The organism is Streptomyces nanhaiensis (genome assembly GCF_046614825.1).
Lineage (GTDB): Bacteria > Actinomycetota > Actinomycetes > Streptomycetales > Streptomycetaceae > Streptomyces > Streptomyces radiopugnans.
This window is the reverse complement of record NZ_JBKJFM010000062.1, coordinates 1-23,299: the sequence shown is the minus strand read 5'-3', so window position 1 is coordinate 23,299 and position 23,299 is coordinate 1. Positions and strand designations below refer to the sequence as shown.

At 71.3% G+C, this 23,299-nt stretch carries 23 protein-coding genes and 1 pseudogene; 14 read left to right on the top strand and 10 right to left on the bottom strand.

Translation table 11 applies throughout. The features are described 5' to 3' along the window. Positions 1-331 precede the first annotated feature (331 nt). Positions 332-1,795 carry an MFS transporter gene (locus tag ACLIYP_RS15585; RefSeq protein WP_412713730.1) on the top strand — a complete coding sequence of 488 codons (1,464 nt, stop codon included), beginning with the start codon at positions 332-334 and terminating at the stop codon, positions 1,793-1,795. Between the two features lie 86 nt (positions 1,796-1,881). Beyond that, positions 1,882-2,154, top strand: a complete 273-nt coding sequence (locus ACLIYP_RS15580; protein WP_093663436.1) for a glutaredoxin family protein — start codon at positions 1,882-1,884, stop codon at positions 2,152-2,154. Positions 2,155-2,402: 248 nt separating this feature from the next. Here the strand turns inward: ACLIYP_RS15580 and ACLIYP_RS15575 are convergent, their stop codons facing one another. After that, positions 2,403-3,044 (bottom strand): DUF4396 domain-containing protein, encoded by a 642-nt coding sequence (locus tag ACLIYP_RS15575; RefSeq protein WP_459076346.1) that lies wholly within the window; start codon positions 3,042-3,044, stop codon positions 2,403-2,405. Positions 3,045-3,287: 243 nt separating this feature from the next. On the opposite strand from ACLIYP_RS15575, the gene ACLIYP_RS15570 reads away from it, so the two are divergent. From ACLIYP_RS15570 to ACLIYP_RS15560, 3 genes are all read left to right on the top strand, one after another. Beyond that, positions 3,288-4,571 (top strand): VWA domain-containing protein, encoded by a 1,284-nt coding sequence (locus ACLIYP_RS15570; RefSeq protein ID WP_412713729.1) that lies wholly within the window; start codon positions 3,288-3,290, stop codon positions 4,569-4,571. Continuing rightward, on the top strand, positions 4,571-5,374 hold the full coding sequence (locus ACLIYP_RS15565) for a hypothetical protein (RefSeq protein ID WP_412713728.1): 804 nt from the start codon (positions 4,571-4,573) through the stop codon (positions 5,372-5,374). The genes ACLIYP_RS15570 and ACLIYP_RS15565 overlap by 1 nt, the downstream gene beginning before the upstream one ends. 412 nt (positions 5,375-5,786) lie before the next feature. Continuing rightward, the gene (locus ACLIYP_RS15560) at positions 5,787-7,601 is read left to right on the top strand and encodes a thiamine pyrophosphate-requiring protein (protein ID WP_412713727.1); all 1,815 of its coding nucleotides are present in this window, start codon (positions 5,787-5,789) and stop codon (positions 7,599-7,601) included. A gap of 196 nt (positions 7,602-7,797) precedes the next feature. Here ACLIYP_RS15560 and ACLIYP_RS15555 read toward each other — a convergent pair whose 3' ends face one another. From ACLIYP_RS15555 to ACLIYP_RS15545, 3 genes are read right to left on the bottom strand one after another with little or no spacing between them, the layout of a single operon-like run. Then, a complete protein-coding gene (locus tag ACLIYP_RS15555; RefSeq protein ID WP_412713726.1) occupies positions 7,798-8,970 on the bottom strand; it encodes a GTP-binding protein in 1,173 nt (390 codons plus the stop codon). 7 nt (positions 8,971-8,977) lie between these two features. After that, entirely contained in the window at positions 8,978-9,148 is a 171-nt protein-coding gene (gene rpmF, locus ACLIYP_RS15550) for a 50S ribosomal protein L32 (RefSeq protein ID WP_412713725.1), read from the bottom strand. A 59-nt stretch (positions 9,149-9,207) separates the two neighbouring features. After that, entirely contained in the window at positions 9,208-9,456 is a 249-nt protein-coding gene (locus tag ACLIYP_RS15545; protein WP_412713724.1) for a hypothetical protein, read from the bottom strand. Positions 9,457-10,111: 655 nt separating this feature from the next. Here ACLIYP_RS15545 and ACLIYP_RS15540 point away from each other — a divergent pair. From ACLIYP_RS15540 to ACLIYP_RS15530, 3 genes are all read left to right on the top strand, one after another. Continuing rightward, positions 10,112-10,804 (top strand): DUF305 domain-containing protein, encoded by a 693-nt coding sequence (locus ACLIYP_RS15540; protein WP_412713723.1) that lies wholly within the window; start codon positions 10,112-10,114, stop codon positions 10,802-10,804. Between the two features lie 131 nt (positions 10,805-10,935). Next, complete coding sequence (locus tag ACLIYP_RS15535; protein WP_412713722.1) at positions 10,936-11,145, top strand: hypothetical protein; 210 nt, start codon at positions 10,936-10,938, stop codon at positions 11,143-11,145. Further along, positions 11,145-12,149: a potassium channel family protein gene (locus tag ACLIYP_RS15530; RefSeq protein WP_412713721.1), complete on the top strand. Its 1,005-nt coding sequence runs from the start codon at positions 11,145-11,147 to the stop codon at positions 12,147-12,149. Before ACLIYP_RS15535 ends, ACLIYP_RS15530 begins: the two co-directional genes overlap by 1 nt. Before the next feature lie 253 nt (positions 12,150-12,402). On the opposite strand, the gene ACLIYP_RS15525 is transcribed toward ACLIYP_RS15530, so the two are convergent. From ACLIYP_RS15525 to ACLIYP_RS15515, 3 genes are all read right to left on the bottom strand, one after another. After that, positions 12,403-12,993, bottom strand: coding sequence for a DUF305 domain-containing protein (locus tag ACLIYP_RS15525; RefSeq protein ID WP_412713720.1), 591 nt, complete (start codon positions 12,991-12,993; stop codon positions 12,403-12,405). 911 nt (positions 12,994-13,904) lie between these two features. Further along, a complete protein-coding gene (locus tag ACLIYP_RS15520) occupies positions 13,905-14,312 on the bottom strand; it encodes a four-helix bundle copper-binding protein (protein WP_412713719.1) in 408 nt (135 codons plus the stop codon). Between the two features lie 636 nt (positions 14,313-14,948). Further along, positions 14,949-15,224, bottom strand: coding sequence for a hypothetical protein (locus ACLIYP_RS15515; protein ID WP_412713718.1), 276 nt, complete (start codon positions 15,222-15,224; stop codon positions 14,949-14,951). A 68-nt stretch (positions 15,225-15,292) separates the two neighbouring features. Here ACLIYP_RS15515 and ACLIYP_RS15510 point away from each other — a divergent pair, with 68 nt between their 5' ends. Continuing rightward, positions 15,293-16,030 carry a site-specific integrase gene (locus tag ACLIYP_RS15510; RefSeq protein WP_412713717.1) on the top strand — a complete coding sequence of 246 codons (738 nt, stop codon included), beginning with the start codon at positions 15,293-15,295 and terminating at the stop codon, positions 16,028-16,030. A 369-nt stretch (positions 16,031-16,399) separates the two neighbouring features. Here ACLIYP_RS15510 and ACLIYP_RS15505 read toward each other — a convergent pair whose 3' ends face one another. Beyond that, complete coding sequence (locus tag ACLIYP_RS15505; RefSeq protein WP_412713716.1) at positions 16,400-16,948, bottom strand: GIY-YIG nuclease family protein; 549 nt, start codon at positions 16,946-16,948, stop codon at positions 16,400-16,402. Positions 16,949-17,314: 366 nt separating this feature from the next. On the opposite strand from ACLIYP_RS15505, the gene ACLIYP_RS15500 reads away from it, so the two are divergent. Continuing rightward, positions 17,315-18,580, top strand: coding sequence for a DNA sulfur modification protein DndB (locus ACLIYP_RS15500; protein WP_412713715.1), 1,266 nt, complete (start codon positions 17,315-17,317; stop codon positions 18,578-18,580). Between the two features lie 124 nt (positions 18,581-18,704). On the opposite strand, the gene ACLIYP_RS15495 is transcribed toward ACLIYP_RS15500, so the two are convergent. Both ACLIYP_RS15495 and ACLIYP_RS15490 read right to left on the bottom strand, forming a co-directional pair. Beyond that, complete coding sequence (locus tag ACLIYP_RS15495) at positions 18,705-19,370, bottom strand: YdcF family protein (RefSeq protein WP_412713714.1); 666 nt, start codon at positions 19,368-19,370, stop codon at positions 18,705-18,707. Further along, on the bottom strand, positions 19,367-20,161 hold the full coding sequence (locus ACLIYP_RS15490) for a GntR family transcriptional regulator (protein ID WP_412713713.1): 795 nt from the start codon (positions 20,159-20,161) through the stop codon (positions 19,367-19,369). The genes ACLIYP_RS15495 and ACLIYP_RS15490 overlap by 4 nt, the downstream gene beginning before the upstream one ends. A 473-nt stretch (positions 20,162-20,634) precedes the next feature. Here ACLIYP_RS15490 and ACLIYP_RS15485 point away from each other — a divergent pair, with 473 nt between their 5' ends. From ACLIYP_RS15485 to ACLIYP_RS15470, 4 genes and pseudogenes are all read left to right on the top strand, one after another. Further along, positions 20,635-20,898 (top strand): DUF6284 family protein, encoded by a 264-nt coding sequence (locus tag ACLIYP_RS15485; protein WP_412713712.1) that lies wholly within the window; start codon positions 20,635-20,637, stop codon positions 20,896-20,898. Next, positions 20,898-21,176, top strand: coding sequence for a DUF6303 family protein (locus ACLIYP_RS15480; protein WP_412713711.1), 279 nt, complete (start codon positions 20,898-20,900; stop codon positions 21,174-21,176). The genes ACLIYP_RS15485 and ACLIYP_RS15480 overlap by 1 nt, the downstream gene beginning before the upstream one ends. Further along, positions 21,173-22,168 (top strand): DUF2637 domain-containing protein, encoded by a 996-nt coding sequence (locus tag ACLIYP_RS15475; protein ID WP_412713710.1) that lies wholly within the window; start codon positions 21,173-21,175, stop codon positions 22,166-22,168. The genes ACLIYP_RS15480 and ACLIYP_RS15475 overlap by 4 nt, the downstream gene beginning before the upstream one ends. A 341-nt stretch (positions 22,169-22,509) precedes the next feature. After that, positions 22,510-23,299: pseudogene (locus ACLIYP_RS15470) on the top strand (hypothetical protein); the annotation flags it as partial.

Genomic DNA, 23,299 nt, shown 5'->3' with positions numbered 1-23,299 from the left:
CTCACGGGCGAGGCGGCCGTCGCCGGGCGCGGGCGCCGGGCACGGCGTCGGCCGCCGCGTCGGCCGCCCTGGTGCTCGGCGCGGGCGCGGGATGGGCGCCCGGAGTCCTCCCCGGCGCCCTCGTACGGTGAGGCGGCCGCCAAGGGGACGGCGCCGCGGAGCAGCGGCGACCCGCCGCGCCACGGGGGGCGGGCGCGCCGGGGGGGCGCTCTTTCGTCCGTTCGCATCCTCCGGAGCGGACTTTTCTGCGATCGGACTGGCCAACACATACCCCTAGGGGGTACCTTTTCGGTGCTCGGATGTATACCCCCCTCCGGTATAGGAGTGTGTGATGTCCTCTGTCCCGTCCCCACTCAACCCCCGGCGCTGGAAGGCGCTCGGGCTGATCGCGCTGGCCCAGTTCATGGTCATCATGGACACCTCGATCATCGGGGTGGCCCTGCCGCAGATGCAGACCGACCTGGGCTTCTCCCAGGAGAACCTCTCCTGGGTCTTCAACGCCTACGTCATCGCCTTCGGCGGACTGCTGCTGCTCGGCGGCCGGCTGTCGGACCTGTTCGGGGCCAAGCGCGTCTTCAGCGCCGGATGGGCCGTACTGGCCGTCGGCTCGCTGGTCGCCGGACTGGCCGGTGAGGTGTGGGTCGAGCTGGTCGGCCGCGCCGTGCAGGGCGCCGGCGCCGCTCTGATCGCCCCGGCCGCGCTGACCCTGCTGATGATGCTCTTCGGCGGCAACCCCAAGGAGCTCACCAAGGCGTTCGCCCTGTACGGGGCCGCGGCCCCGGCGGGCGGGACCGCCGGCGTCTTCCTCGGCGGCGTCCTGACCGAGTACGCCAGCTGGCCGTGGGTGTTCTACGTCAACATCCCCATCGCCGTACTGGTCCTGGCCCTCACGCCCGCGCTGATGCCCTCCGCCCCGCCCCGCCGCGGCTCCGTCGACTTCCTGGGCGCGACCGCCGTCACCGCGGGACTGGCCATCGCCGTCTACGCCATCGTCCGTGCTCCCGAGACCGGCTGGGGCGCGGCGCAGACCTGGCTGGTGCTGGGCGCCGGCGCCCTGCTGCTGGTCGCCTTCGTCGCCCTCCAGGCACGCCGCAGGGAGCCGCTGATGCCGCTGAGGATCTGGCGTGCCCCCAACCTGGCCGCCGCCAACGTCGCCCAGCTCCTGCTGGCCGCCGCCTGGATCCCCATGTGGTTCTTCCTCAACCTCTACCTCCAGCAGGTGCTGGGGCTGGGCGAGTTCGCCGCGGGATCGGCGCTGCTGCCGATGACGGTCGCGATCATGATCATGATGATCGTGCTGGCGCCCCGGCTGATCGCCCGCTTCGGGCCCAACCCGCTGGTCGTCGCGGGCATGCTGGTGCTCGCGGCCGGCATGTTCTGGCTGTCCCTGGTCCGCCCCGACGGAACCTTCTGGGCGGACGTGCTGCCCGCCTCGCTGGTGGCGGCGGCCGGTATGTCGCTGGCGTTCATCCCCTCGCTGGGCACCGCGGTCTCCAGCGCCCGCCCGGAGGAGGGCGGCCTGGCCTCCGGCATCGTCAACACCAGCTACCAGGTGGGCTCCGCCCTCGGCCTGGCGGCCATGACCGCGGTGGCCGCCTCGCGGGGAGCGCAGGAGCTGGGCAACCCGGCCGCCCTCACGGACGGCTTCTCCGCGGCCTTCCTGGGAGCGGCCGCCATCGCCGCGGCCGGAGCCGTCATCGCCTGGCTCACCCTGCGTCCCGCGCCCGCGCCCGAGGCGGCCGCCGAGTCCGCCGGGGCCGACCAGGAGAAGTCCCGTACGGCGGAAACCCGCTGACGCCCCGCCCCTGTCCGAACCGACCGCCGGCGCCGCCGGACACGGAAGCCCCGTGCCCGGCGGCGCCCCTGCCCCGGAGGCTCCCGATGCAGCAGATCGAGGTCTACGGCACCGCCTGGTGCCCGCAGGTGAAAGAGGTCCTGGCCCGGCTCGACGGCGCCGGCGCCGCCTACCGCTACCACGACATCGACGCCGACAAGAAGGCCGCCAAGGCCGTCTACCGGCTGCAGCGCGGGACCCGCCGCGTCCCCACCCTCGTCATGCCCGACGGCACCGTCCTCGTCGAGCCCACCGACGACCAGCTCCGCGACCACCTCACCGCGACGCCCGGCCCCGGACAGAAGGGAGAGACGGAGTGAGGATCCCCCGGACGACCGCCGACCTGCGCCGGGTGGCGGACCATCCGGCCACCCGGTGCCTGCTGGCCTGCCTCCTGGCCGCCGTGGCACGCCGAGTGCAGGCACCCTCCCCGTCCCCCGCCCCTGCCCCCGCCCGTAGGAACGGCTGCTCCTCCTGACCGCCTCCGGCACCGGATACGGCGCGGGCCGGCGCCCGCGCCCGTGCGACGGGAACGGCCGCCGGCCCGCGCGGGAGGCCGGGGAGGCGGTCAGTGGTGGTGGGCGTGGACGACCGCGTGGCCGCGGCCGCGGGAGATCAGCCAGCGGTTGACCGGCACGGTGAGCACGAAGGCCACGGCCAGGGCGAAGGCCAGCGCCCCCCAGAACAGCGGACCGGCCAGCCCGGCGTCCATCGCTCCCGGGATCGCGAGCATGATGGCGTTGTCGACGACCTCCATCACGAGGATCGAGACGGTGTCCGCCGCCAGGGCCACCTTGAGCGCCTCGCGCAGGGTGAGGCCTGCCTTCAGCACGCCGCGGATGGTCAGGGCGTAGCCGAAGAGGAACGCCAGCGCGACCGCCAGTGCCACGGTGGCGCCGTCGTGCAGCCCCAGAGCCGTTCCGATGACCATGCCGAGGACCTCGCCGATGGCACAACCGGTCAGGCAGTGCAGCGTCGCCTGCGCCGCCGTGCGCCAGGAGGCGCCGCCCCGATGGGACCCGCCGTGTCCGGCATTGTCTCCGGCACTGTCTCCGGCACTGTGCCCGGCCCCGTGTCCGGCGCTGTCGTGCGGGCCGTGCGCGTGTACGTGCCCGTGATGGCCGTGGTCGCCGTGCACGTCGTGGTCCTGACCGGTGTGAGCACCGGAGCGGTGCACGGCAGGGTCGTGGTTCGAAGACACGTGGTCCATCACTGCCCCCACAGTCCTGGTTCTCCGGGGCCATGGGCAGGCCCCGTCCAATCCCCGCACGATATACGGGTCCGGGGTATGCGGGAACCGGTTTTCCGGCGCCGCAGGCACCGTGCGAGGTGGCGGCGTCCCCGCCCGGGCCGCGGCGGGCGAACCCTCGGCCGTCCGTGGACGGTGCCGCCCCAACCGCCGCGCTCCGGGCCCGTTTTGGAGCGCGGCGGTGAGGATCAATAGGATCCGCCGATGATCAGAAAACAACGGTCGGCGACGGGCCTCGGAGTCCTGCTCGCCGTGCTCGCGACCTTGCTCGCGACCGGGATCGCGTTCCCGGCCGGGGCGGCCGCCGACGAGACCACGGCGGACGCGCCGAAGGTCAACCTGGTGCTCGACGTCAGCGGCTCGATGCGGGCGAGGGACATCGACGGGCGGTCGCGGATGGCCGCGGCCAAGCAGGCGTTCAACGAGGTGCTGGACGCCACCCCCGAGGAGGTCCGGCTCGGCATCCGCACACTCGGCGCCGACTACCCCGGCGACGACCGCAAGGCGGGCTGCAAGGACACCGCGCAGCTGTACCCGGTCGGCCCGCTGGACCGCACCGAGGCCAAGGCGGCGGTGGCCACGCTGACGCCGACCGGCTGGACACCGATCGGTCCGGCCCTGCTGAAGGCCGCCGACGACCTCGACGGCGGCGACGGCTCCAAGCGGATCGTGCTGATCAGCGACGGCGAGGACACCTGCGCCCCGCTCGACCCGTGCGAGGTCGCCCGGGAGATCGCGGCCAAGGGCATCGGCCTGACCATCGACACCCTCGGGCTGGTGCCCAACACGAAGATGCGGCAGCAGCTGAGCTGCATCGCCGAGGCCACCGGCGGCACCTACACCTCGGTGGAGCACACCGACGAACTCACCGAGAAGGTGAACCAGTTGGTGGAACGGGCGGCCGACCCGGTGGTGACGCCGGCCGCCGTGGAGGGTGCGGAGCGGTGCGCCGACGCGCCGGCCCTGAAGTCCGGTCTGTACACCGACCGCCAGGAGTTCGGCCAGGAGCGCTGGTACCGGGTGGACGTGGCGCCCGGCCAGGAGCTGCGCGCCTCGGTGAGCGTGGCGGCGGACCGCGCGGTGAACCCGGACTACGGGGTGCTGCTGCGCGCGGCCACGGTGCACGGCCGGGAGATCGTGCGCGGCGAGGCGGCGGGCAACGGCCGCACCGACGTGATCTCCACGGGTCTGCGCTACCCGAAGCCGGACGGCGGTGACGAGGAGGAGGCGCAGGCCGAGGCGGAGACGGTGTGCCTGCGGGTGACGAACTCCTTCTCGGCGGCGTCCGGGGTGAAGACCGGCCCCGGTATGCCGCTGGAGCTGACCGTGGACGTGGTCGAGGGACCGTCGCAGGCCGCTGACGTGGCCTCCTTCGGACTCGGCCGCGGCTGGTGGCTGCTCGGTGTCCTGGTGGCGGCCGGCTTCCTCGCGGGTGTGCTGTGGGGCTGGCTGTCGCGTTGGCGTGTCGCGGTGTGGAGGACCAACTGATGTGGACCATACGCGTGGTGAGCGCCGCGCTGCTGACGCTCGGCCTCGCGGCGGGCCCCGCCGCGGCCGACTCGACGCCGTCCCCGAGCCCGTCCGACGACAGCGCGGCGCCCACGTCGGCGGGCACGTCGTTCCGTACGGCGACGGAGATCGACCAGGGGCGGACGGCGACGGCGAACGCCTCGGCCGGTGACTACCTGTACTGGTCGTTCCCGGCCGACACCGGCCAACGCCCCACCGTGAAGGCGACGGTGAAGCTCCCGCGGGAGCACGCGGCGCAGACCTGGCAGATCGACGTCTACGACGGTCTGCGGCGCCGCCAGGCCTGCCAGTACGGCGCCCAGACCCGTACCGCCGCCGCGGACGCCGAGTCGGTGGAGCTGGCGTGCGTACTGCGCACGGTGCGGGCCTGGTCGGAGCCGTGGGCCGACGACCCGCTGCCGGGCACGTACTACCTCCGGCTGACGGCGGTGGGCGTACGCACGGCCGACCTCGGGCAGCCGGTGGCCGCCGAGGTGCGGGTGGAGTCCGAGCACATCGGGGGGTCGGCCGCCGTGGACGGCCGGCTGGCCGAGCCGCTGGTACCGGGCGTCGCGTTCACGCGGCAGCAGGAAGACGACGGTTCCGGAGCGCCGGCCGTGCTGTCGGGCGTCGAGCCGGACGACGGCTGGTCGTCGGGCCGGTGGTCCGACCGCTGGGTGTGGACGGTGTCCGGCGCGGTGCTGGCGGCGCTCGCGGGCATCGGGGGATACGCGCTGACGCGGGGCTCGGGACGCCCGCCGCGCGTGCCGCCGAACGCCTGAGACCACCCGGGCCGGCCGCTCACCCGGCGCCCGCCCGGCGGTCTCCAGGAGGCGTTGCGGCACGTGGCCGTGCCGATCGGACCGCGAGCGGTTCACGCAGACGCCCGGCCGGGGCTTCCCGGCCGGGCGTCTCGCATGGGTGGCCGACGTGCCCGGCGGCGACGGCCTCGTTCCGGCCTGGCGCCCCTGGCCTGTACGGCCGCCCTACGGCCCCCTCCCGCTCCTGCCGTACCAGCGGTTCCGGGCCACCGGCAAGCGGGCGATGTTTCGCACCGGGCGGCACGGTTACCCAGGCGATGGCCCGCCGCCCCCGTGGAGCGGACAGGTGCGGGGCACGCCACCGACCGCGGGGGAAGGGCGTCCGGCGACGCGGCGGCCGGCCGCTTCCACGACACAGGGAACGGAGAGACGAGTGGCGAACACGAAGGTGGCCGACTACGTTCTGCAGCGGTTGCGCGAGTGGGGAGTGGACCACGTCTTCGGCTACGCGGGGGACGGCATCAACGGTCTGCTGGCCGCGTGGGGCCGGGCGGGGGACAGGCCGAAGTTCGTCCAGTCCCGGCACGAGGAGATGTCGGCCTTCCAAGCCGTGGGGTACGCGAAGTTCTCCGGCAAGGTGGGGGTGTGCGCGGCGACGTCCGGTCCCGGGGCGATCCACCTCCTCAACGGCCTGTACGACGCCAAGCTCGACCACGTCCCGGTGGTGGCGATCGTCGGCCAGACCGACCGCAGCGCGATGGGCGGCTCCTACCAGCAGGAGGTCGACCTGGGCAGTCTGTACAAGGACGTGGCCTCCGACTTCTGCGAGACGGCGACGGTCCCCGAGCAACTGCCCAACCTGATCGACCGGGCGATCCGCACCGCCTACGGCCGGCGCACGGTGACGGCGGTCATCATCCCGGCCGACGTGCAGGAGCTGGACTACACCCCGCCCGGCCACGAGTTCAAGATGGTGCCCTCCAGCCTCGGGCTGGGCAGGTCCGCGCCGGTCCCCGCGGACGAGGACCTCGCGCGTGCGGCGCAGGTGCTCAACGCCGGGGAGAAGGTCGCCGTGCTGATCGGGCAGGGCGCCCGGGGCGCGCGGAGCGAGGTCGAGCAGGCCGCCGACGTGCTCGGCGCCGGAGTGGCCAAGGCGCTGCTGGGCAAGGACGCCCTGCCCGACACGCTGCCGTACGTCACCGGAGCCATCGGTCTGCTGGGCACCCGGCCCAGCTACGAGCTGATGCGAGACTGCGACACCCTGCTGATGATCGGCTCCAGCTTCCCGTACACGCAGTTCATGCCCGGACTCGGCCAGGCGCGCGCGGTGCAGATCGACATCGACCCGCACATGGTCGGCCTGCGCTACCCCTTCGAGGTGAACCTGGTCGGCGACGCGCGCGCCACCCTGGAACGGCTCCTGCCGCTGCTGCACCGCAAGGAGGACCGCCGCTGGCGGCACACCGTCGAGGAGAACGTCTCCCGCTGGTGGGAGGTGATGCAGCGGCGCGCCGCGCTGGACGCCGACCCGGTCAACCCCGAGTACGTCGTGCACGCGCTGGACGGCCTGCTGCCCGAGGACGCCATCGTCACCGCCGACTCCGGCTCGGCCGCCAACTGGTACGCCCGCCACCTGCGGTTCAGGGGTGAGGTGCGCGGGTCGCTGTCGGGCACGCTGGCGACCATGGGGCCGGGCGTGCCCTACGCCATCGGGGCCAAGTTCGCCCACCCCGACCGCCCGGCCATCGCCCTGGTCGGTGACGGGGCGATGCAGATGAACGGCCTGATGGAGCTGGTCACCGCGGCCAAGTACCGCTCGAGGTGGTCCGACCCGCGGCTGGTCGTGTGCGTGCTGAACAACCGGGACCTCAACCAGGTCACCTGGGAGATGCGGTCGATGAGCGGCGCTCCGCAGTTCGAGGAGTCCCAGCACATCCCCGACCTGCCCTACGCCGAGATCGCCGTCCGGTTCGGCCTGGACGGGGTGCGGGTGGAGAAACCGGACGACGTCCGGCCCGCCTGGGAACGGGCGCTGGCGGCCGACCGCCCCTTCGTCATCGACGTCCGCACCGATCCCGCCGTGCCGCCGATCCCCCCGCACGCCACCTGGGACCAGATGGAGGCCACCGCCTCCGCGATCCTGCGCGGTGACAGCGACCGGGGATCGATGGTCCGGCAGGGAGTCAAGGCCAAGATGCAGGAGTTCCTCCCCGGCGGCAAGCGTCCCGAGGAGGAGCAGGGCCGGTGAGCGCCGGGGCGGCGTACGCGGGAGAGCGGGACCGCGAGACCGGCGGCCGGCGCCGGGCGGGCGGGGCGGGGGTGGTACGTGCGGCGTGGTGAAGGACGCGGTCGGCCGGAGGGCCGGGGGGTCCGCGGGCGCGTGCGCCCGGCTGAGGCCGGGCCGGGCGGTGCCGTGGCTGCACCACCGCCCGGCCCGGAGTCCGTCACGCAGCCGGCAGCGGCCGCGGGTGGTCGTGTTCGCAGGCGTCCTCGATGCCGTGGGTGTCCCACGCGGGGAACGGATCGTGGAGCGCAGCCGCCTCGCCGTCGGCCAGCAGGCACGCGGACAGCGCGGCCCGCAGGGCGTCCGGGCGCAGGCCGGTGCCGATGAACACCAGTTCCTGCCCCTGGCCGTCTGCCGCCTCGCGGGCGCCGGAGGGCTCGAAGCGGGCGACGGAGCCGGCCTGGGACCACAGCCCGGTCACGTGCGGGCGGGAGGCCAGGTGGAAGAAGCCCTTGGAGCGCAGGATCTGCCCGAAGGCCCCGCCGTCGAGGCGCTCGGTCACGAAGGACCACAGCCTTGCGGGGTGGAAGGGCCTCTCGGAGCGGAAGACGGTGGAGGAGATGCCGTACTCCTCGGTCTCCGGCAGGTGGTCGCCGTTGAGCTCCATCACCCAGCCCGGCGCCTGCTGCGCCTTCTCCAGGTCGAACAGCCCGGTGCCCAGGACCTCGCCGAGGTCCACCCGCCCGTGGGTGGCCGCCAAGATCCGGGCGGCCGGGTTGAGCCGGGTGAGGGCGGCCCGCAGCCGGTCGGCGTCCCCGGCGCCGACGAGGTCGAGTTTGTTGAGGACGATGACGTCGGCGAACTCGATCTGGTCCATCAGCAGGTCGCTGACGGTGCGCTCGTCGTCCTCGTACGGGGCCAGGCCCCGCTCGGTGAGCCCGTCCCCGGCGGTCAGTTCGGGCAGGAAGTTCGCGGCGTCGACGACGGTGACCATGGTGTCCAGGTCGGCGAGGTCCGCCAGGGTGGCGCCGTCGTCGCGGGGGAAGGCGAAGGTGGCGGCGACCGGCATCGGCTCGGAGATGCCGCTGGACTCGATGAGCAGGTGGTCGAACCTCCCCTCGCGGGCGAGGCGTTCGACCTCCTCCAGCAGGTCGTCGCGCAGGGTGCAGCAGATGCACCCGTTGGTCATCTCCACCAGGCGCTCCTCGGTGCGCGACAGGGCCGCCTGGCCGCCGCGCACCAGGGCGGCGTCGATGTTGACCTCGCTCATGTCGTTGACGATGACCGCCACCCGCAGGCCCTGGCGGTTGGCCAGGACGTGGTTGAGCAGGGTGGTCTTGCCCGCGCCGAGGAACCCCGACAGGACGGTCACCGGCAGCCGCTGGTGTGTCATGCCGTTCTCAGTCCTCCGGGTGCAGCAGGCCGCGCCGGTACGCCTTGACCAGGTGCTGCGGCACCAGATAGGAGGCGCCGTCCACGGTGACCGGCACCAGTTGCGGGGTGCGGGCCTTCCACTGGGCGCGGCGGTGGCGGGTGTTGCTGCGGGACATCTTCCGCTTGGGTACGGCCATGGCGAACCTCCGGGTCTGTGGCTACCGGGACGCTATATGAAAATGAATCCCACTACAAATTAGTCGCCATCGACTTGCGTCGCGGCCGGGGCGGCAGGAGGTGCGCAGGGGGTGGCGCGGCAAGGCGCCGACACGGCCGACGGCGTAGGCTCCAGGCCGGCCACGGCGATGACGATGCCGGTGGCCAGGTGTAGCGCGGCGCTGAGGAGCCGCCCGGAGGAGGGCACCACCTCCGACAGCAGCCCTCCGAGGAAGTTCGCCACGGCGGGAATCAGGGCCAGCGGCAGCACGGTTGTCAGCCCGTTCATACCGGGCTCTCCGGGGAGTAGCCAAGCGATGTGCTGTGGATGGCTGTCATGGTGGTGTCGCCTTTCCCGGGATCGGTGGGACGCCTCTCGGTCACGAGCGCCCCGATCGGCGGGTGGACGCGGCAGCGGCCGGTCTCCGCTCCCGCTTACGGCTCTCCTGGAGACGACCGACAGTCGCCGGTTCGCCCGCGGCGTTGGCATCGGCAGGGGAGCAGTGGATGAGGTGCGGCGGCGACGAGGGCGCCGAGTGGGTTGGGACGAGCGAGCCGGCGGACGGAGGTCTCGCGACACGATCCACTCCGGCAACCGTCGGCGGCACCAGGTCGCGCACCGCTCCCGGCGCAACTGTCTCCGGAAGGTCTGTCGGCCAGTTGAGGGCATGGTTGGCAGGCTCCGCCCACGTCGATGACCCCGTCAGCGCGTGACATCCCCCTCTCCGCCAGCCGGGCGGTTCGCGTGGGCTTCCTTGCGAGCTTTCGAGCGGTTCGGGTGGCGCCCGCGGGTCAGTCGGGTGGACGGACCGAGGAAGGGGTTTACGGGAGGAGGAGCTGCGGCAGGGATCGCGCGGCTGTCTCAACCGCGCGGTCTTTTCCGCGAGTCCATCCACCTCTCAGGCCGGTGACCTGCCGTCCCGGTACGTCGAGCATGGGATCCGATGAACACCTCGATCGTCCGCCGCGGCGCCGTGGCCGCCCTTGCCGCCCTGGCCTTCGCGACCGCGCCCGCGGCCACTGCCTGGAGTGTCCCCGGCCAGGCCCCCGCCGGGGCCGCGGCCGCGGAGCAGAGGAAGACCGTCCACATCCAGCCGCTGCCGACCTCCCCCGTGGCGTACCGGTTCGGGGAGACGCTGGCCCGGCTGAGCGGCAGGAAGCTGGAGGTCACCTTCTTCGCGGCGATCATCCCCCACCACCGGGCGGCGATCGAGATGGCGCGGCTCGAGCGCGAGCGCGGCACCGACGCGCGTATCCGCACCCACGCGGACGACATCATCGCCAACCAGCGCCACCAGATCGGCCAGTTCACCCGCTGGCTGAAGAAGTGGTACGGCCTCACGCCCGAGCAGGCCCGGCAGCAGGCCCCCCAGGAGGCGCGGCAGGAGATCGCGGCCATGGAGAGGGAGGTGCGGCGCATGATCGCCGAACTGCGGAAGGTGCCGGCGGGCGAGCGGTTCGACATCGAGTTCGTGCGGCGGATGATCCCGCACCACAACTCCGGCGTCATCGAGTTCCTCGAGCCGCAGTCCCGTGCCGACCACGCCCAGCTGAAGGTCGCGGCGGCCTCGGGCATCAACAGCCAGGAGATGCAGATCGTGGACTTCCGCACCTGGCTGTCCGAGCAGGGGCGGTAGGCCGCGCGGCGGGGCGAGGTGACGGCGCCTCATCCCCGACCGCTACCGGCCGCGCGGACGCCCTCGGCCGCCGGGAGGTCCAGGCGCTCACCCGCGCATGACAGTGACTCGGGAAGGGCAGCCGCACGGACATGCTGGACAAACCTCCAACCGTCACCGCCGCTCTCACGCTGCCGGCCGCCGGAACCCTGGGCGGCGACGTGCTGCCGGAGTCTCCGTGGCGGGTGCCGGCCGCCGGGACGCTGGTCATCGCCGCCGGCACCCTTGCGCACGGTGTCACGAACGCCCCCGCCCCGGCTCTCTGCGCCAGGGCGGGGGAGGAGAGCCGGGAGGTGGCGTGATGAGCGTGTTGGCGATGGTCGCCGGCTGCGTCCTGGTGATCCTCGCGCTGGCGGACGCGGCGATCACCTCGCTGTCGATGGTCACGGGCACCGGCCCGGTCAGCGGCCGGGTGACCGAGACGGTGTGGCGGGCGTTCCTGGCCGTCCAGGACCGGGCAGGGCGCGGCTCGGCCTTCCTGAAGTGGAGCGGGACGTGCACCCTGCTGGCCACCTTCGCGACGTGGGTGGTGCTGCTGTGGGCGGGGTGGTGGCTGGTCTTCAGCGCCGACCCGGCCTCCGTCGTCGACTCCGTCACCGCCGTGCCCGCCGACGGCTGGGCGCGGGTGTACTTCACCGGCTACACGGTCTTCACGCTGGGCATCGGCGACTACGTGCCGGACACCGCCTGGGCCCAGGTGGCCACCGCCGTCGCCTCCCTGTCGGGACTCTTCCTGATCACCCTGTCCCTCACCTATCTGGTGCAGGTGGTCCAGGCGGTGGTCCACAAGCGCGTGCTCGCCCAGCAGATCCACGCCCTGGGCCAGGACGCGGCCGGCATCGTCGCCGCGGGGTGGACCGGGGACGGCTTCAGCTCCATGTTCAACCAGCATCTGGTCTCCCTGACCGAGCCGTTGCTGCGCCTGGGCGAGCAGCACCTGGCCTACCCGGTCGTCCACTACTTCCACTCCGCCTCGCCCCGCAAGGCCCCCGCCCGCGCGCTGGCCGTCCTCGACGACGCCCTGCTGCTGCTGTGCGCCGGCGCAGCTCCCGGGGCCCGGCCCGACCCGGCGGCCACCGGCCCGCTGCTGTCCGCCATGGACCAGGTGCTGGACACCCTGCAGGGGCAGTTCTTCAGCCGGGCCGGACACGAACGCCCCGCGCCCCCGCTGTCGGTGCTGCGGGAGGCGGGCGTTCCCAGGGTGGAGGAGGACCGCTACACCGCCGCGGTCCGCGAGCACACCGAGCGGCGCCGCGTTCTCCAGGGGTTCCTGCACAGCGACGGATGGCGCGAGGACAGGAGTTGAGGCGCCACCGCCGGTCCTCGGGGAGCCGGGAGCGTCCCCGGTCGCCCCTAGTGGTCGTCTCCGGAGAGCGCCAGGTGTTCGGTAACAGGGCGCGCACAGCAGTGGAGTCATCTCGGCTCTCGCCCGTCTCAGTGTGGCGGTGCCTGCGCTCGGGGTGCGGCGGAAGCAGCGGGACTGTACGCTCCCGGCGCGCGGAACCGGCGTGACCATGCCTCTGTCGCACGGGCCCGGACGCTCAGCGGCGTTCTTCAGGTCACTCCGGCGGGCACTCACGCAGCGGGGACCCCTCGAAGTCGGGGACGGGCCGGGCCTTGGCCTCCTCGAGGGTTTCGGCCTCCCCGTTCTCCTCGATGTCCTCGATCAGCCACTCCATCTCACTGATTTCCCGCTCCTGGGCCGCGATGATCTCGACGGCCAGCCGGCACACCCGGACGTCGGTGATCTCGGCACGTTCGGATCGGGTGATGGCCAGCGAGTGGTGCGGGATCATCGAGCTCATCCAGGCGGTGTCCTGCACGGTGGTCTGGCTGCGGTCGAGGAACACGCCACCGCCCAGCAGCAGGAGGCTCGCCGCCACGATGGCGATGTTGCCCTTCATGTTCTTGTACATGTTGAGCATCCACGCGAGCATGATCAGCCCCATGGTGCCGCCCATGGTGAGGGCCATGAACAGGCGGCTCTCGCTCCACTGCACGTGGCTCCACCTCCACGTGCCGACGAACATGGTCCAGTACATGACGACCATGGCGGTCAGGATCATGGCTGCGAAGCGCAGGTACATCTTGGTCTGGTGCGACAGGCCACCGCCGTGCTGGTGCTCGTTCCCCTCGGCGTTCTGCGCCATGGATCGGTTCTCCGTTCCGTCGTCCTCGGTGGAAGGGGTCCACACGCGTCCCTTCGCCGTCTAACGCTTCTTGCCTCGCCCGGTGACGCGAAACTGGCCGTGGCGGAGGGGGCTCCCATACAACGCCGAGAACCGCCGTCTGCCCTGGAAGCGCGGCATCAAGCCGCTCATCGCCCGGCACGGCACCGCCCATGGTCCCGGACCGGAGAAGACCCGGTAGGCGGTCGAGTGCACTCTTGCCCGGATCCATCAGCTCCAACGGCTCCGCGTCCGTCGTGAACGTCGCGCCGGCCTCCACCAGGGTCTGCCGGGACCGGTGTTCTGCATCGTCCGCCTCCGCCTCCGCCGCGGCCTTGGTCGCCGCCCCACCCGCGCCGATGGACCCGGCGCCGGACTCGCCACCGCCGAACCCACCTCCTTCGCGACGGCACGCTCACCGCCGACAGAGAGGTCGGCCGCGGTACCACCACCCCTCTGCCCGCCCTGGAAAGCCCGCCGCGAAGCGGCTGACGGGTGATTCTGGTGTTCGGCAAGGAACGTCACCACTGCCCGCGCGTGCCCAGCGAGGCGGGATAGGCGCTGTAGAGCCGTGCGCTACGGCGAGGACCGCATCCGGCGAACTGTCCGCCTCCCGGCCCCGCCCCACGACGACCTCGATCCCGCGCGGGTACGCGAGCCACGCAGTCTCCCCCACCGCACGGCCCGTTCACCGCACACGAGTCGCGGATCGCCACTCGGGAACTGCGGCAGTGACAGAAGGTGCCCTGCCGACTGTCTCCTGATCCTGGCAAACTTCGCTCCCAACGGAAAGGAGCCGCTGCGACGGAAGCATCGCAGCGGCTTCCTCCTTCGGCGTCAGCCACGGCGGTGCCTTTCGGCCCCCCACGAGGCCGCTGGAGGTCAGACCACGGTCACAGGGTGGCCAGGAGTTCATTACACGCCCGCTCGCAGCGGCGGCACGCCTCGGCGCACACCCGGCAGTGCTCGTGCATGTCGGCGTGGCTCGCGCACTCGTCGCCGCAGGACTTGCACGCCTGGAGACATGCCTGGAGCTGGGCGCGGGTGAGGTTGGCGTCGTAGCCGGTGTGCCGGGAGAGCATCTTGCCGGTGGCCTCGCAGATGTCCGCGCAGTCCAGGTTGGTGCGGATGCACTTGCGCAGCTCGGCGACCATGTCCTCGGACAGGCAGGCGTCCGCGCACGCCGTACAGGCCTGCGAGCAGTCGAAGCACTCGGCGATGCACCGCTCCAGAGCCTCACGGTCCACACCGCCGAGGTCGGCCGGGTAGGTCCGCAGCATGTCCCCAACCACCATGGTCATGGATGTCACCTTTCTTTCGGCTTCTTCTCGGGCATGGACACCAGGTACAGGAGAGGCAAGTGCCCACGGTGCCACGATGATCAGGTAACACCAAAAAAGGTTACATAAACGGACTGCTGCGCCCGGTCCAGTGGCAGGGACGGCGATTCAGCCTCTCCGGGAAAGCCGAACAGCCCACGCGTACCGCGGCGGTGCCGTCGCGAGGTGCGGCCCACCGTGCCCCTGTCCAACGGCGCCTCTCCGGCTGTCTGGACATATCTCCCCGCGGCTGGCCCCCAGGTGGTCCCCAAGGAACTGGACCGCGGGGAGGGCAGGACTGCACCTCCGGAGTGGCATCACTCCTGTGCCGACCTCACAACACGCTTTCCCGGGGCCGGATAGCGCCCCCGGGCCGGTCGGTGCTCTGGACCGGAAGGGCGGCGTGGGGGCGGAGCCGACGTCGGGGTGGAGTCCCGCAGAATCCGTGGACGGGTACCTCCACGGTCTGTCCGTCCAGGTCGAGGAATCCGGATGCCTGGTCGGTTCCATCCACGTACGGCACCGCCATCGACCGTCTCACCGCCGCCGGGCCTGCGCCGGCCCGGGCGGTCCGATGCCCGTGCGTATCGCTCCGGTGTGCCGTCCAGCCGGCGGCCGTCACGCCGCCGCCCCATGATCTTCTCCTGTTCTTCCGCCGAGTCCTGGTCCCACAGGTCGGTCCGCCATCCGGATGGTGCGTACCACCTGGCAGGTACCGCCGGCCGCCCACGTGGGTTCGCCTTGCCCCGCGCGGACGATGACCCGCTCGGGGTCGTCGGGGTTGCCGAACCCCTCGGTGAAGTGGAACGGGTTGCGCATCAGGGCCTTCCCAGCTTCGACGCGGTTCTCCTCGCGCCGCCCCTTGACCCGCCATCGCACCTGCCAACTGGGCACCAAGGATCGGACAACCTGGTCAGCAGCCTCCCGTACCCGTGCCGTTTTCTCTCCAGCCACCTGCACCAGTGCATGCAGCGCGGCAGCGGTCGATCCCCGACAACCCCGCCCGCCACGCCGTGCTCGGCCGGCCCACCGCCCCGGAGCGGCTGTGCCGGAGCCCGGCGCAGGCAGCGGCGTTCCTGCGGCACAACCGCACCGCGTACGCGGATGTGTGGGCGGACGCCTTCGAGGTGCTGCTGGGCACCGGCATGCGGCGCGGAGAGGTCCTGGGCCTGCACTGGCCCGAGGTCCACCTTCAGGAGAAGGTGCTGCTGGTGCGCTGGAACCTGACCGCCGTGGACAACAACCGCCTCTTCCCGGGCCACCCCAAGACCCGCGCCGGCCGGAACTGGGTCAGCCTGTCCCCGCGGGTGGCACAGGCACTGGGCCGCCGGGCCGAGGCCGCCCGCGCGGCGCTGGGGCCGCAGGCCCCGCTGGAGGGGCTGGTGTTCTGCCGGCCCGACGGCTCGCCGCTGCGTCCCCAGCCGGTGCTGGTGACCCTGCACCGCCGGGCCGCGGAGATCGGTCTGCCCAGGATCGGGGTGCACGACCTGCGGCACACGGCCGCCACGATCATGATCAGCTCCGGTGTACCGCCGGCGGTGGTCTCCAGGACGCTGCGGCACCCGACGCTGTCCACCACGGTCAACCTCTACGGCCACCTGCTGCCCCACGCCGCCCGGGACGCGGTGCGGGCCCTGGGCCGCGCACTGGAGCGCGCCGACCGCGACCACGGGCCGACCGGAACGGCTCGGGCCGCGTGAGCTGCTGTGCCGGACGGTGACGGGTGACCGGCCGACCTGGGCGGTGGCATCACCCGGGCATCACCGTCACCCGGGCATCACCGTCACCCGAACGTGAAACAGCGGGCCTGCCGTATCCGGCAGACCCGCTGCTCACAGTGTCGGGACGACAGGATTTGAACCTGCGACCCCTTGACCCCCAGGCGTGTGTCATTCCGCAGGCTTTGCCGTAGGAGCTGTGTTGGAATGACCTGGTGGATCCTCTCTGCGGCACAGGCGTTCGCTGGTGTACGTGCTCGTTGATGTCAGCCGTTGATGTCGAGCATCTGTCCTGCCACAGTTCGTCCCAGCCGTAGGCATCGGCACCGTGTAAGGCGGACACGGTTGCCTTCATTGAGTGCTGATGGCCAGTTCCCTGGCCCGCTGGCGGGCTTGGGCGCGTATCTCGGTGAGGCGGGAGTGGAAGCCGTTGTGCCGGTTCTGGTCGAGGTTCAGGGGTAGGTCGAGCCTGGTGATCAGATCGGACTCCAGTGTCCATGGCTCCGGGTGTTCCACCCAGCACACGCGGGCGTGCTCCGCCATCCACCGGGTGAGTTTGGCTTCCCCGGCCTTGCCGAAGGTCATGCGCTTGCCGCTGCCCACGCGACGCAGCTCCAGCCCGAGCAGGCAGCCCAGGGTGAGCCGGAGCGTGGAGCCAGCTGCGTTGCCCCGGAAGTGGTAGCGCACCCGCGTCCGCAGGTTCTGGGTGCTCTTCCGATTTGCCATGTACCGCGGAGAGATACCCACGTAGAGCAGATGGCCAGCGGGCAGGTCGCGGAACGGTGCCTTCTCGAAGTGCCAGCCGTAGACACCGGCTACTGCGGGGACGGGGCTAGGACGTATCAGGATCTCATTTGCCGACCACAGTCGGTCTGGGCTGGAAAGAGCAGCCACGTACATAGGTACCTCCAGTAATGGGCAAATCTACAGACGCGGCATCGGCGATGAGCGCGTGCTGTGGTGGCTGTGTTGGACAGCGGTGTTGGCCCGTCTGGTGCGTTGGTGGGGAGCTCGACAGGGAGTAGGACCAACGCAGCAAGCTCCTGGGTGTCGGCCTGGTTCCGACGGCTGGTTAGTTGGTATGGATAGTCCTATCAAACGATCATTCTCGGTCACATCTGGTCGCGCGCAAGGAGTTTTCGGTCACGAAAATCAACTTGTGGCGACGTTTAAGAAATTATTCGCATCGCCTATCAGCTAGGTGCTATGTTTTGGCTGTTGTCGCGCCGGTCAAGAGCGTGACCAATCCTATTGGGGGGAATTCTCGTGAGCATCAATATCGATCCGCTGCGGCTGTCTCAGCCGCAGGACTCCAGCACGTACCTCGCCATCAAGACCCCTCAGGGAGGCCGCACCGTCTACAGCGTGCGTGTTCCTCTGTTGGACCTCCCGACCATCCTTCCCGTCCCCGACCCGAACAACGTCGACAAGGACAACCGCAAGGTCGACCGTCTCCACGCTAAGCACTTCGGCGAATACCTCCACACCAAGCAGGACTGGGTCGCCCCTGCTCTCCTGGCCCGGGATGGCGGCGGTTGCACGTTCGAGAAGGTGGACGAGCACGGAACCGTCGGCTACCTCACCGTCCCGTGGGCGATCGGCGGTATCTCTTCCCTGCGGACCATCGACGGCCAACACCGCGTGCTTGGCGTTGCTATCGAGAAGCAGCGCATCACCGACGCTATCTCTGCCGTCGATCGTGAGATGGCCCGCAAGGTCAGCGTGGAGAAGGCGGCCAAGCTCGAAGCTGAGCGCGAGAAGCTCATCAGCCAGATGAACCGCCTGAAGGCCGAGTACGTCGGTCTGGATATTTACGTCGAGCCAGACCCAATCAAGTCCCAGCAGATGTTCGTGGATGTCGCTGACAACGCCAAGGGCATCAGCAGCGCTGTCCGGGCTCGTTTTGACAGCTACAAGGTCGCCAACCGAACCCTGTCCGACGTCATCGACCACCCGCTGCTGAAGGGTCGGGTCGACGCCGAGCAGGACCGTATGACGCTCAAGAACCCCAACCTCATGGGCGCTAAGCACGTAGCCGACATCACGCGCGCTGTCATCGCCGGCGCTGGCGGTCGGATCAGCAAGAAGGCCGAGCAGACTCTCACTGACGGCGAGGTGATCGAGCAGGTCAAGGACTTTCTCGACGTCATCTCCAACGCCTTCACCGATCTCGCGGCCCTCACCGAGGACGATCCGGAGGCGGAGCGTCAACCTGGTGAGCTCACCATGGCCCAGGAGGTGCGTCGTACCTCTCTCCTTGGCTCGGTGGGCATGCTCCGCGTTCTCGGCGGAGTATTCCGCGAGCTACGAGCGGGTGACAACCCAGTCGAACTCGATGACATCACCGCCTTCTTCAAGCGGCTCGACCCACACATGACCGCGCCGGTCACCGAGACCAGCATCTGGCGTACCACCGCAGCGAACGACGACTTCGAGCCGAACGCCGCCGCGCCGATCATGCGGACCCAGAACATTGTCCACCTCGTCGGCGTCATCACCAGTTGGTACAAGAAGGCCCCCGCCTCCCTGTGACCAAGCAATAAAGGTAGCGAAGGGTGTCCTCCTCCTTCGTGAGCGGCGCCCTTCGTCACCTTCGACGACCCGCAGGCGGCCCCGGGTTCCCGGGGCCGCTACGCGCGTTCTATCGGCACTTTGGTCAACCCTGGGAAACGGTGTCCGGCACGATCCGGTTTGTGAAGCCTGCGTCCCGCAATCGCTGGTACGCCGCGGCCACGTCGTCGGGAATGTGCTGTTCAGTCATGAATCCCTGCTGGGGGTAGATCATGAGCCGTTGCTGAGTACCGACCAGCATGTCGATCACCAGGCGAGCGTCCTGGATGGAGTCGACGTACTCGGTCAGGGACATGGAAGCGGACGCACTCATCCACTCGACCTCAGGCCACAGCTTGCAGGCCGTCGCGTAGGCCCGCCGTTCCTCGTACGGCTTGCTGACCAGCAGGACGGACGAGACGGGGACACTGTGCTCTTCGAGTAGCGCGCGTGAGAAGCGGATGTTCTCCCCGGTGTTCCGGGCGTGCGGCTCAACGAGGATCGCTTCCGCCGGCACGCCCAGCTCTACCGCTCGCTCGCGGTAGTGCTCGGCTTCGCCCCGCGGCATGCGGTCGCGCGTTGTGGGACTGGTCGCGCCCGTGAAGACGACGAGCGGCGCCATGCCGCGGTGGTAGAGCTCTGCGGTGGTGTCCGCCACACCGAGATCGTGGCTGCCGAGACCGATGGCGACGGAGCAGGGGCGCACCTCGTGCCCCATCTGCTGGAAGTCCCAGAGACGTTGAGCGTCCGCCCACTCCTGATCCGAGATCACTTGGCCTCTCCTCCGTCATTCGCCGAGTCGGGCACCTTGAAGTCGTATGTCCACGAGAAGCGCGTTGCTGCGTGGACACCGATCGCGAACTCCACCACGGTCCCGTCCGCGGTGAAGGTGGTGCGGTGGAGCTCCACCACCCACTCGCCCGGTGAGAGCTGGAGGAGCTGCGCTTCCTCCGCCGTAGGGACACGTGCGAACAGCGTCTCCTGCATGTGGTCGATCTCGTATCCGGCGTCGTAGAGGACACGGAAGCCACCGCCGCGGCCAGCGGGCCCCGGCGTCGGATCGACGATGCGTGTTCCCTCGACGTGCTCGGGGCGGTAGTAGCTGGTCAGCGTGTGCGTGGGCTGGGAGCCCTCCTTGACCACACGTGCGCGGGCGTACACCTCCGCGCCTTCCGGGAGCCCGTGCGCCTCAGCAACGATCGCCGGCGCTTTCACCCGGCTGACGGTCTGCGTCTGCTCGTTCCGGCGGTAGGCGCGCCCGGACGCCACTCGGTCCGCGATGAACGCCACCTCGTCGCCGTCGCGCCACTTGGCCTTGTCGTACCGCGCGATGCCGAGCCGCTTGAGCGGTGCCCGCTGGCGCACAACGGTGCCGTGACCGCGCGACGACGTGACCAGTCCCTCGGCCTCCAGGGCCTTGTAGGCCGCGTGGACCGTGGACTTCGAGCCTTCGCCCGCTTCGACCAGCTCCCTGATCTGCGGTAGCTGATCTCCTGGGGCGTACTCACCGGTCCTGATCTTTTCGGCCAGTCGGTCAGCGAGTTCTCGCCACTTGGGCGCCATGTAGCACTCCTCTCAACACCGCCAGTGAAACACAGTCCCAGGACTGTTGACAGTCCTGGGACTGTGCGTCATCGTCTTGCTCAACGGCTCGCAGTCCCAGGACAGCGAGCTTCGGAGGGCCTTCTTTGTGCTGCTCCGAAACGCAGGGCGGACACGCTGCAAGGCCGCCCAAAAGCGCCCGGAGGGCCCCGTGACACGGGTTCGAAGGAAGTGCCCGGTGCTTGAGAACTCAACAGCGTGACGAGGTTGCCGCCTCCTCCAATAAGGCGGCCGGCGCGGCACAGGACCGCGCATCTGCACGACCTCAACCTCTTCTGCAGCACCTCGTGTGCTGCGGCCGGTTGCCTCCGCTGCTCGTCTCGTACGAGCAGCGCCGAGGGGAGCCGGAAGTCGGTTCTACGGCCGCGGCCCCGGTGGGCGAACACCGGGGCCGCTCTGCTGGGCCGTTCCTCTGTGGAAGGGATCCACGACCCATGAAGCACAGCATGACACTCCGGATGGTGGCTGCTGCTGACCTGGCCGGCGGGGAGCCGTCGGCCGCCGAGTTGGACGCGATCGAGGCCGAGATGCCGCTGATCGCGGCCGAGGTCGAGCTGCTGGACGCGCAGATCACGGTGCTGGACCGGGTACCGTCCGAGCTGGACGCCCGCCGCCTGCGCCGCGCTCGCCGCCGGGTGCTGGCCGCCCGCCGGGCGCTGGCCAACCAGGGCATCGCCGGTTCGCCGGAGGTGGCCTGATGGCCGGCACGTTCACTGCGCAGTTGGCCACCCGCGGCGGCCGGTGGCACCTGTACGTCGCCCTGCCGGGCACCGGGGAGCGGTGGCCGGAGCACGACTTCGGCCCCCGGACCACGGTGCCCACCTTGGCGGAGCGTTCACGCGCCCTGAACGCGCTGGGCTACACGCTCACCGACGACGCCGAATGGACGTGGGTGGAGGACAGCGAGACCCCCGGTGACCCCGCCTCGCCGGTGCTGCTGATCGCCGCGACCAGGGTGCGGGAGGCGGCCCGGTGAACAGCGTTCAGATCCGTTCAGCCGAGCGTGCCCTGTCGGTGGGGACGTGGCTGATCGTGGCCGGAGCGATGCTCTACTCCATCCTCACCGTCACCCCGCTCATGGCCCAGCACACCCCGCCCGGGTGGGGCTGGACCGCGCCGATCCTGCCGCTGGTGGTGGACGCCGCGGTCGTCATCGTGGTCCGCCTGGACGCCGTGCTGGCCCGCCTGGGCGGGCACGGCGGGCGGTGGCCGGTGGTGCTGCGGTGGCTGACCGGCGCCATGACCCTGGCGCTGAACGTGGCCGACTCCGCGTTGAAGAAGGACTTGGTGGGGGTGGCAGTGCATGCGGTGGCGCCGCTGCTGCTGATCGTCACCGCCGAGACCGGGCTGGCCTACCGCCGCGCCATCGCCGCCGCCCAGGAAGCGCAGGAGGCCCGGCAGCAGGCCGAGCGGATCGAGCGGGAGCAGGCGGCCCGCGAGCGCGAGGAGGCGGCCGAGCGGCGGGCCCGGGAGGAGCGCGAGCACGCCGCCCTGCTCGCCCGTGAACAGCGTGAACACGAGGCCCGTCTCGCCCGCGAGCAGGCCGAGCGGGAGGAGCGGGCCCGGCGGGAGGAGCGGGAGGTTCGTGAACGCGCGCAGCGCGAACGTGAACAGGCTCAGCGGGAGCGTGAACGCCGCGAGCGGGAGGCGGCCGAGCGCCGTGAAGCCGAGCGTCGGGAGCGGGAAGCCGCAGTCCGCCGGGAGCAGGCCGAGCGGGCCGAGCGGGAGCGCCGTGAACGCGCCGCGCTGCTGGCCGGTGGGCCCGTGAACGAGAAGCTGCCTGAGGAGCGGGCCCGCCGGATCGTGCACGCCGCGTTCGTCGAAGGGATGCCGGTGCGGGCTGCGGTCGAGCTGTGCGGCTGGTCGATCGGCTGGGTCTCCGCCCGCTACCAGGAGCTGCGCGACCAGGCTGCCCCGGCCAGCGGTGCGCGGCCGGTCAACGGCACCGCGCTGGCCGGTAGGCCCTGATACGGCTTCACGGCCTGCCGCCCACCTTGCTCGGTATGCGCGCGCCCGGCACCTTCCCCCAACGCGCTGCGCCCCGGCTAAGGGCTGATGTTGTCCAGGAATTCCATGACCGCCTTCAGCATGCGGTTCCAGCGGCGGTGCGCCTTGCTGCAGTAACGCCGTCTGCGCCAACGGCTCCGCGGTTGCGGTACCGGCTCGCCGCACAACGCACACGGCCGCACCCGTGTTGCTGGTCCCCCACCCATGCCGCCCACCGTAGCGGCCCTTCTGCCGGGGCCGACCGCCCACCTTCCACAGCACGCGGTCGGCCCCGCCCTCCCAAAACAAGGAGTGCACTCAGCATGACCGACACCACTCTCACACCGGTAGCGGGCCCCGAGGCCCCGCCGGACGCACCGCCGCCGCAGCAGCAGGTACCCGAGCAGCCGGTGCCTCCGTCGGCCGCCGAGGTGGGCCACACGCCCGGCGGCTGGCCGGTCGTTCCGCTCGCGGTGACCGGTACGAACACCACCGCCACCCTGCTCGGGGCCGCTGCGCTGGTCGGCGGGCCGGCGGCGCTGGCCGTTGCCGCCACGTGCGCGGTCGTCGTCGGCACGGCCGCTGCCGCGCGTACCCGGCGCGGCCGGCGCGGTACGGCGCGGGCCGCCCGCACCAACACCGCCCGTACGGCGGGCGGAGCGGCACCGGGGCCACGCGGTGCCCGCAGGGGCGGGACCGGTCGGGTGCCGCTGCAGAAGCGGCCGACCAGCCTGAGCAAGAGGAACGGCGCGGGCCGCAGGGCCGGTACGGCGGGCACGACCGGTGCCCGCGGCAAGGCCGCCCGCCGGGCTGCCGGTTCGGGCCGGGCCGGGGCGCTGCCCAGGGTCCGCACGGCATCCGCCAGTGCCGGCACCCGGCCGGGTCGGGCCGGTGGGCGGATGGCCCAGGCGCGAGCGGTGCGGGAGGCGGCCCGTGCGTCGGCCCCGACGCGGGCTGCACGGCGGGCGGAGACGACCGGGGCGCGCCGCGCGGTGGCCGATGCCCGCCGCGCTGCGAAGCACCAGTCCCGCACCGCCTCCCTGGACCGCAGGGGACCGGTCGGACGGACCGCGGCCAAAGCGCTGGGCGCAACGAGCGCGGCCCGCCGGAAGG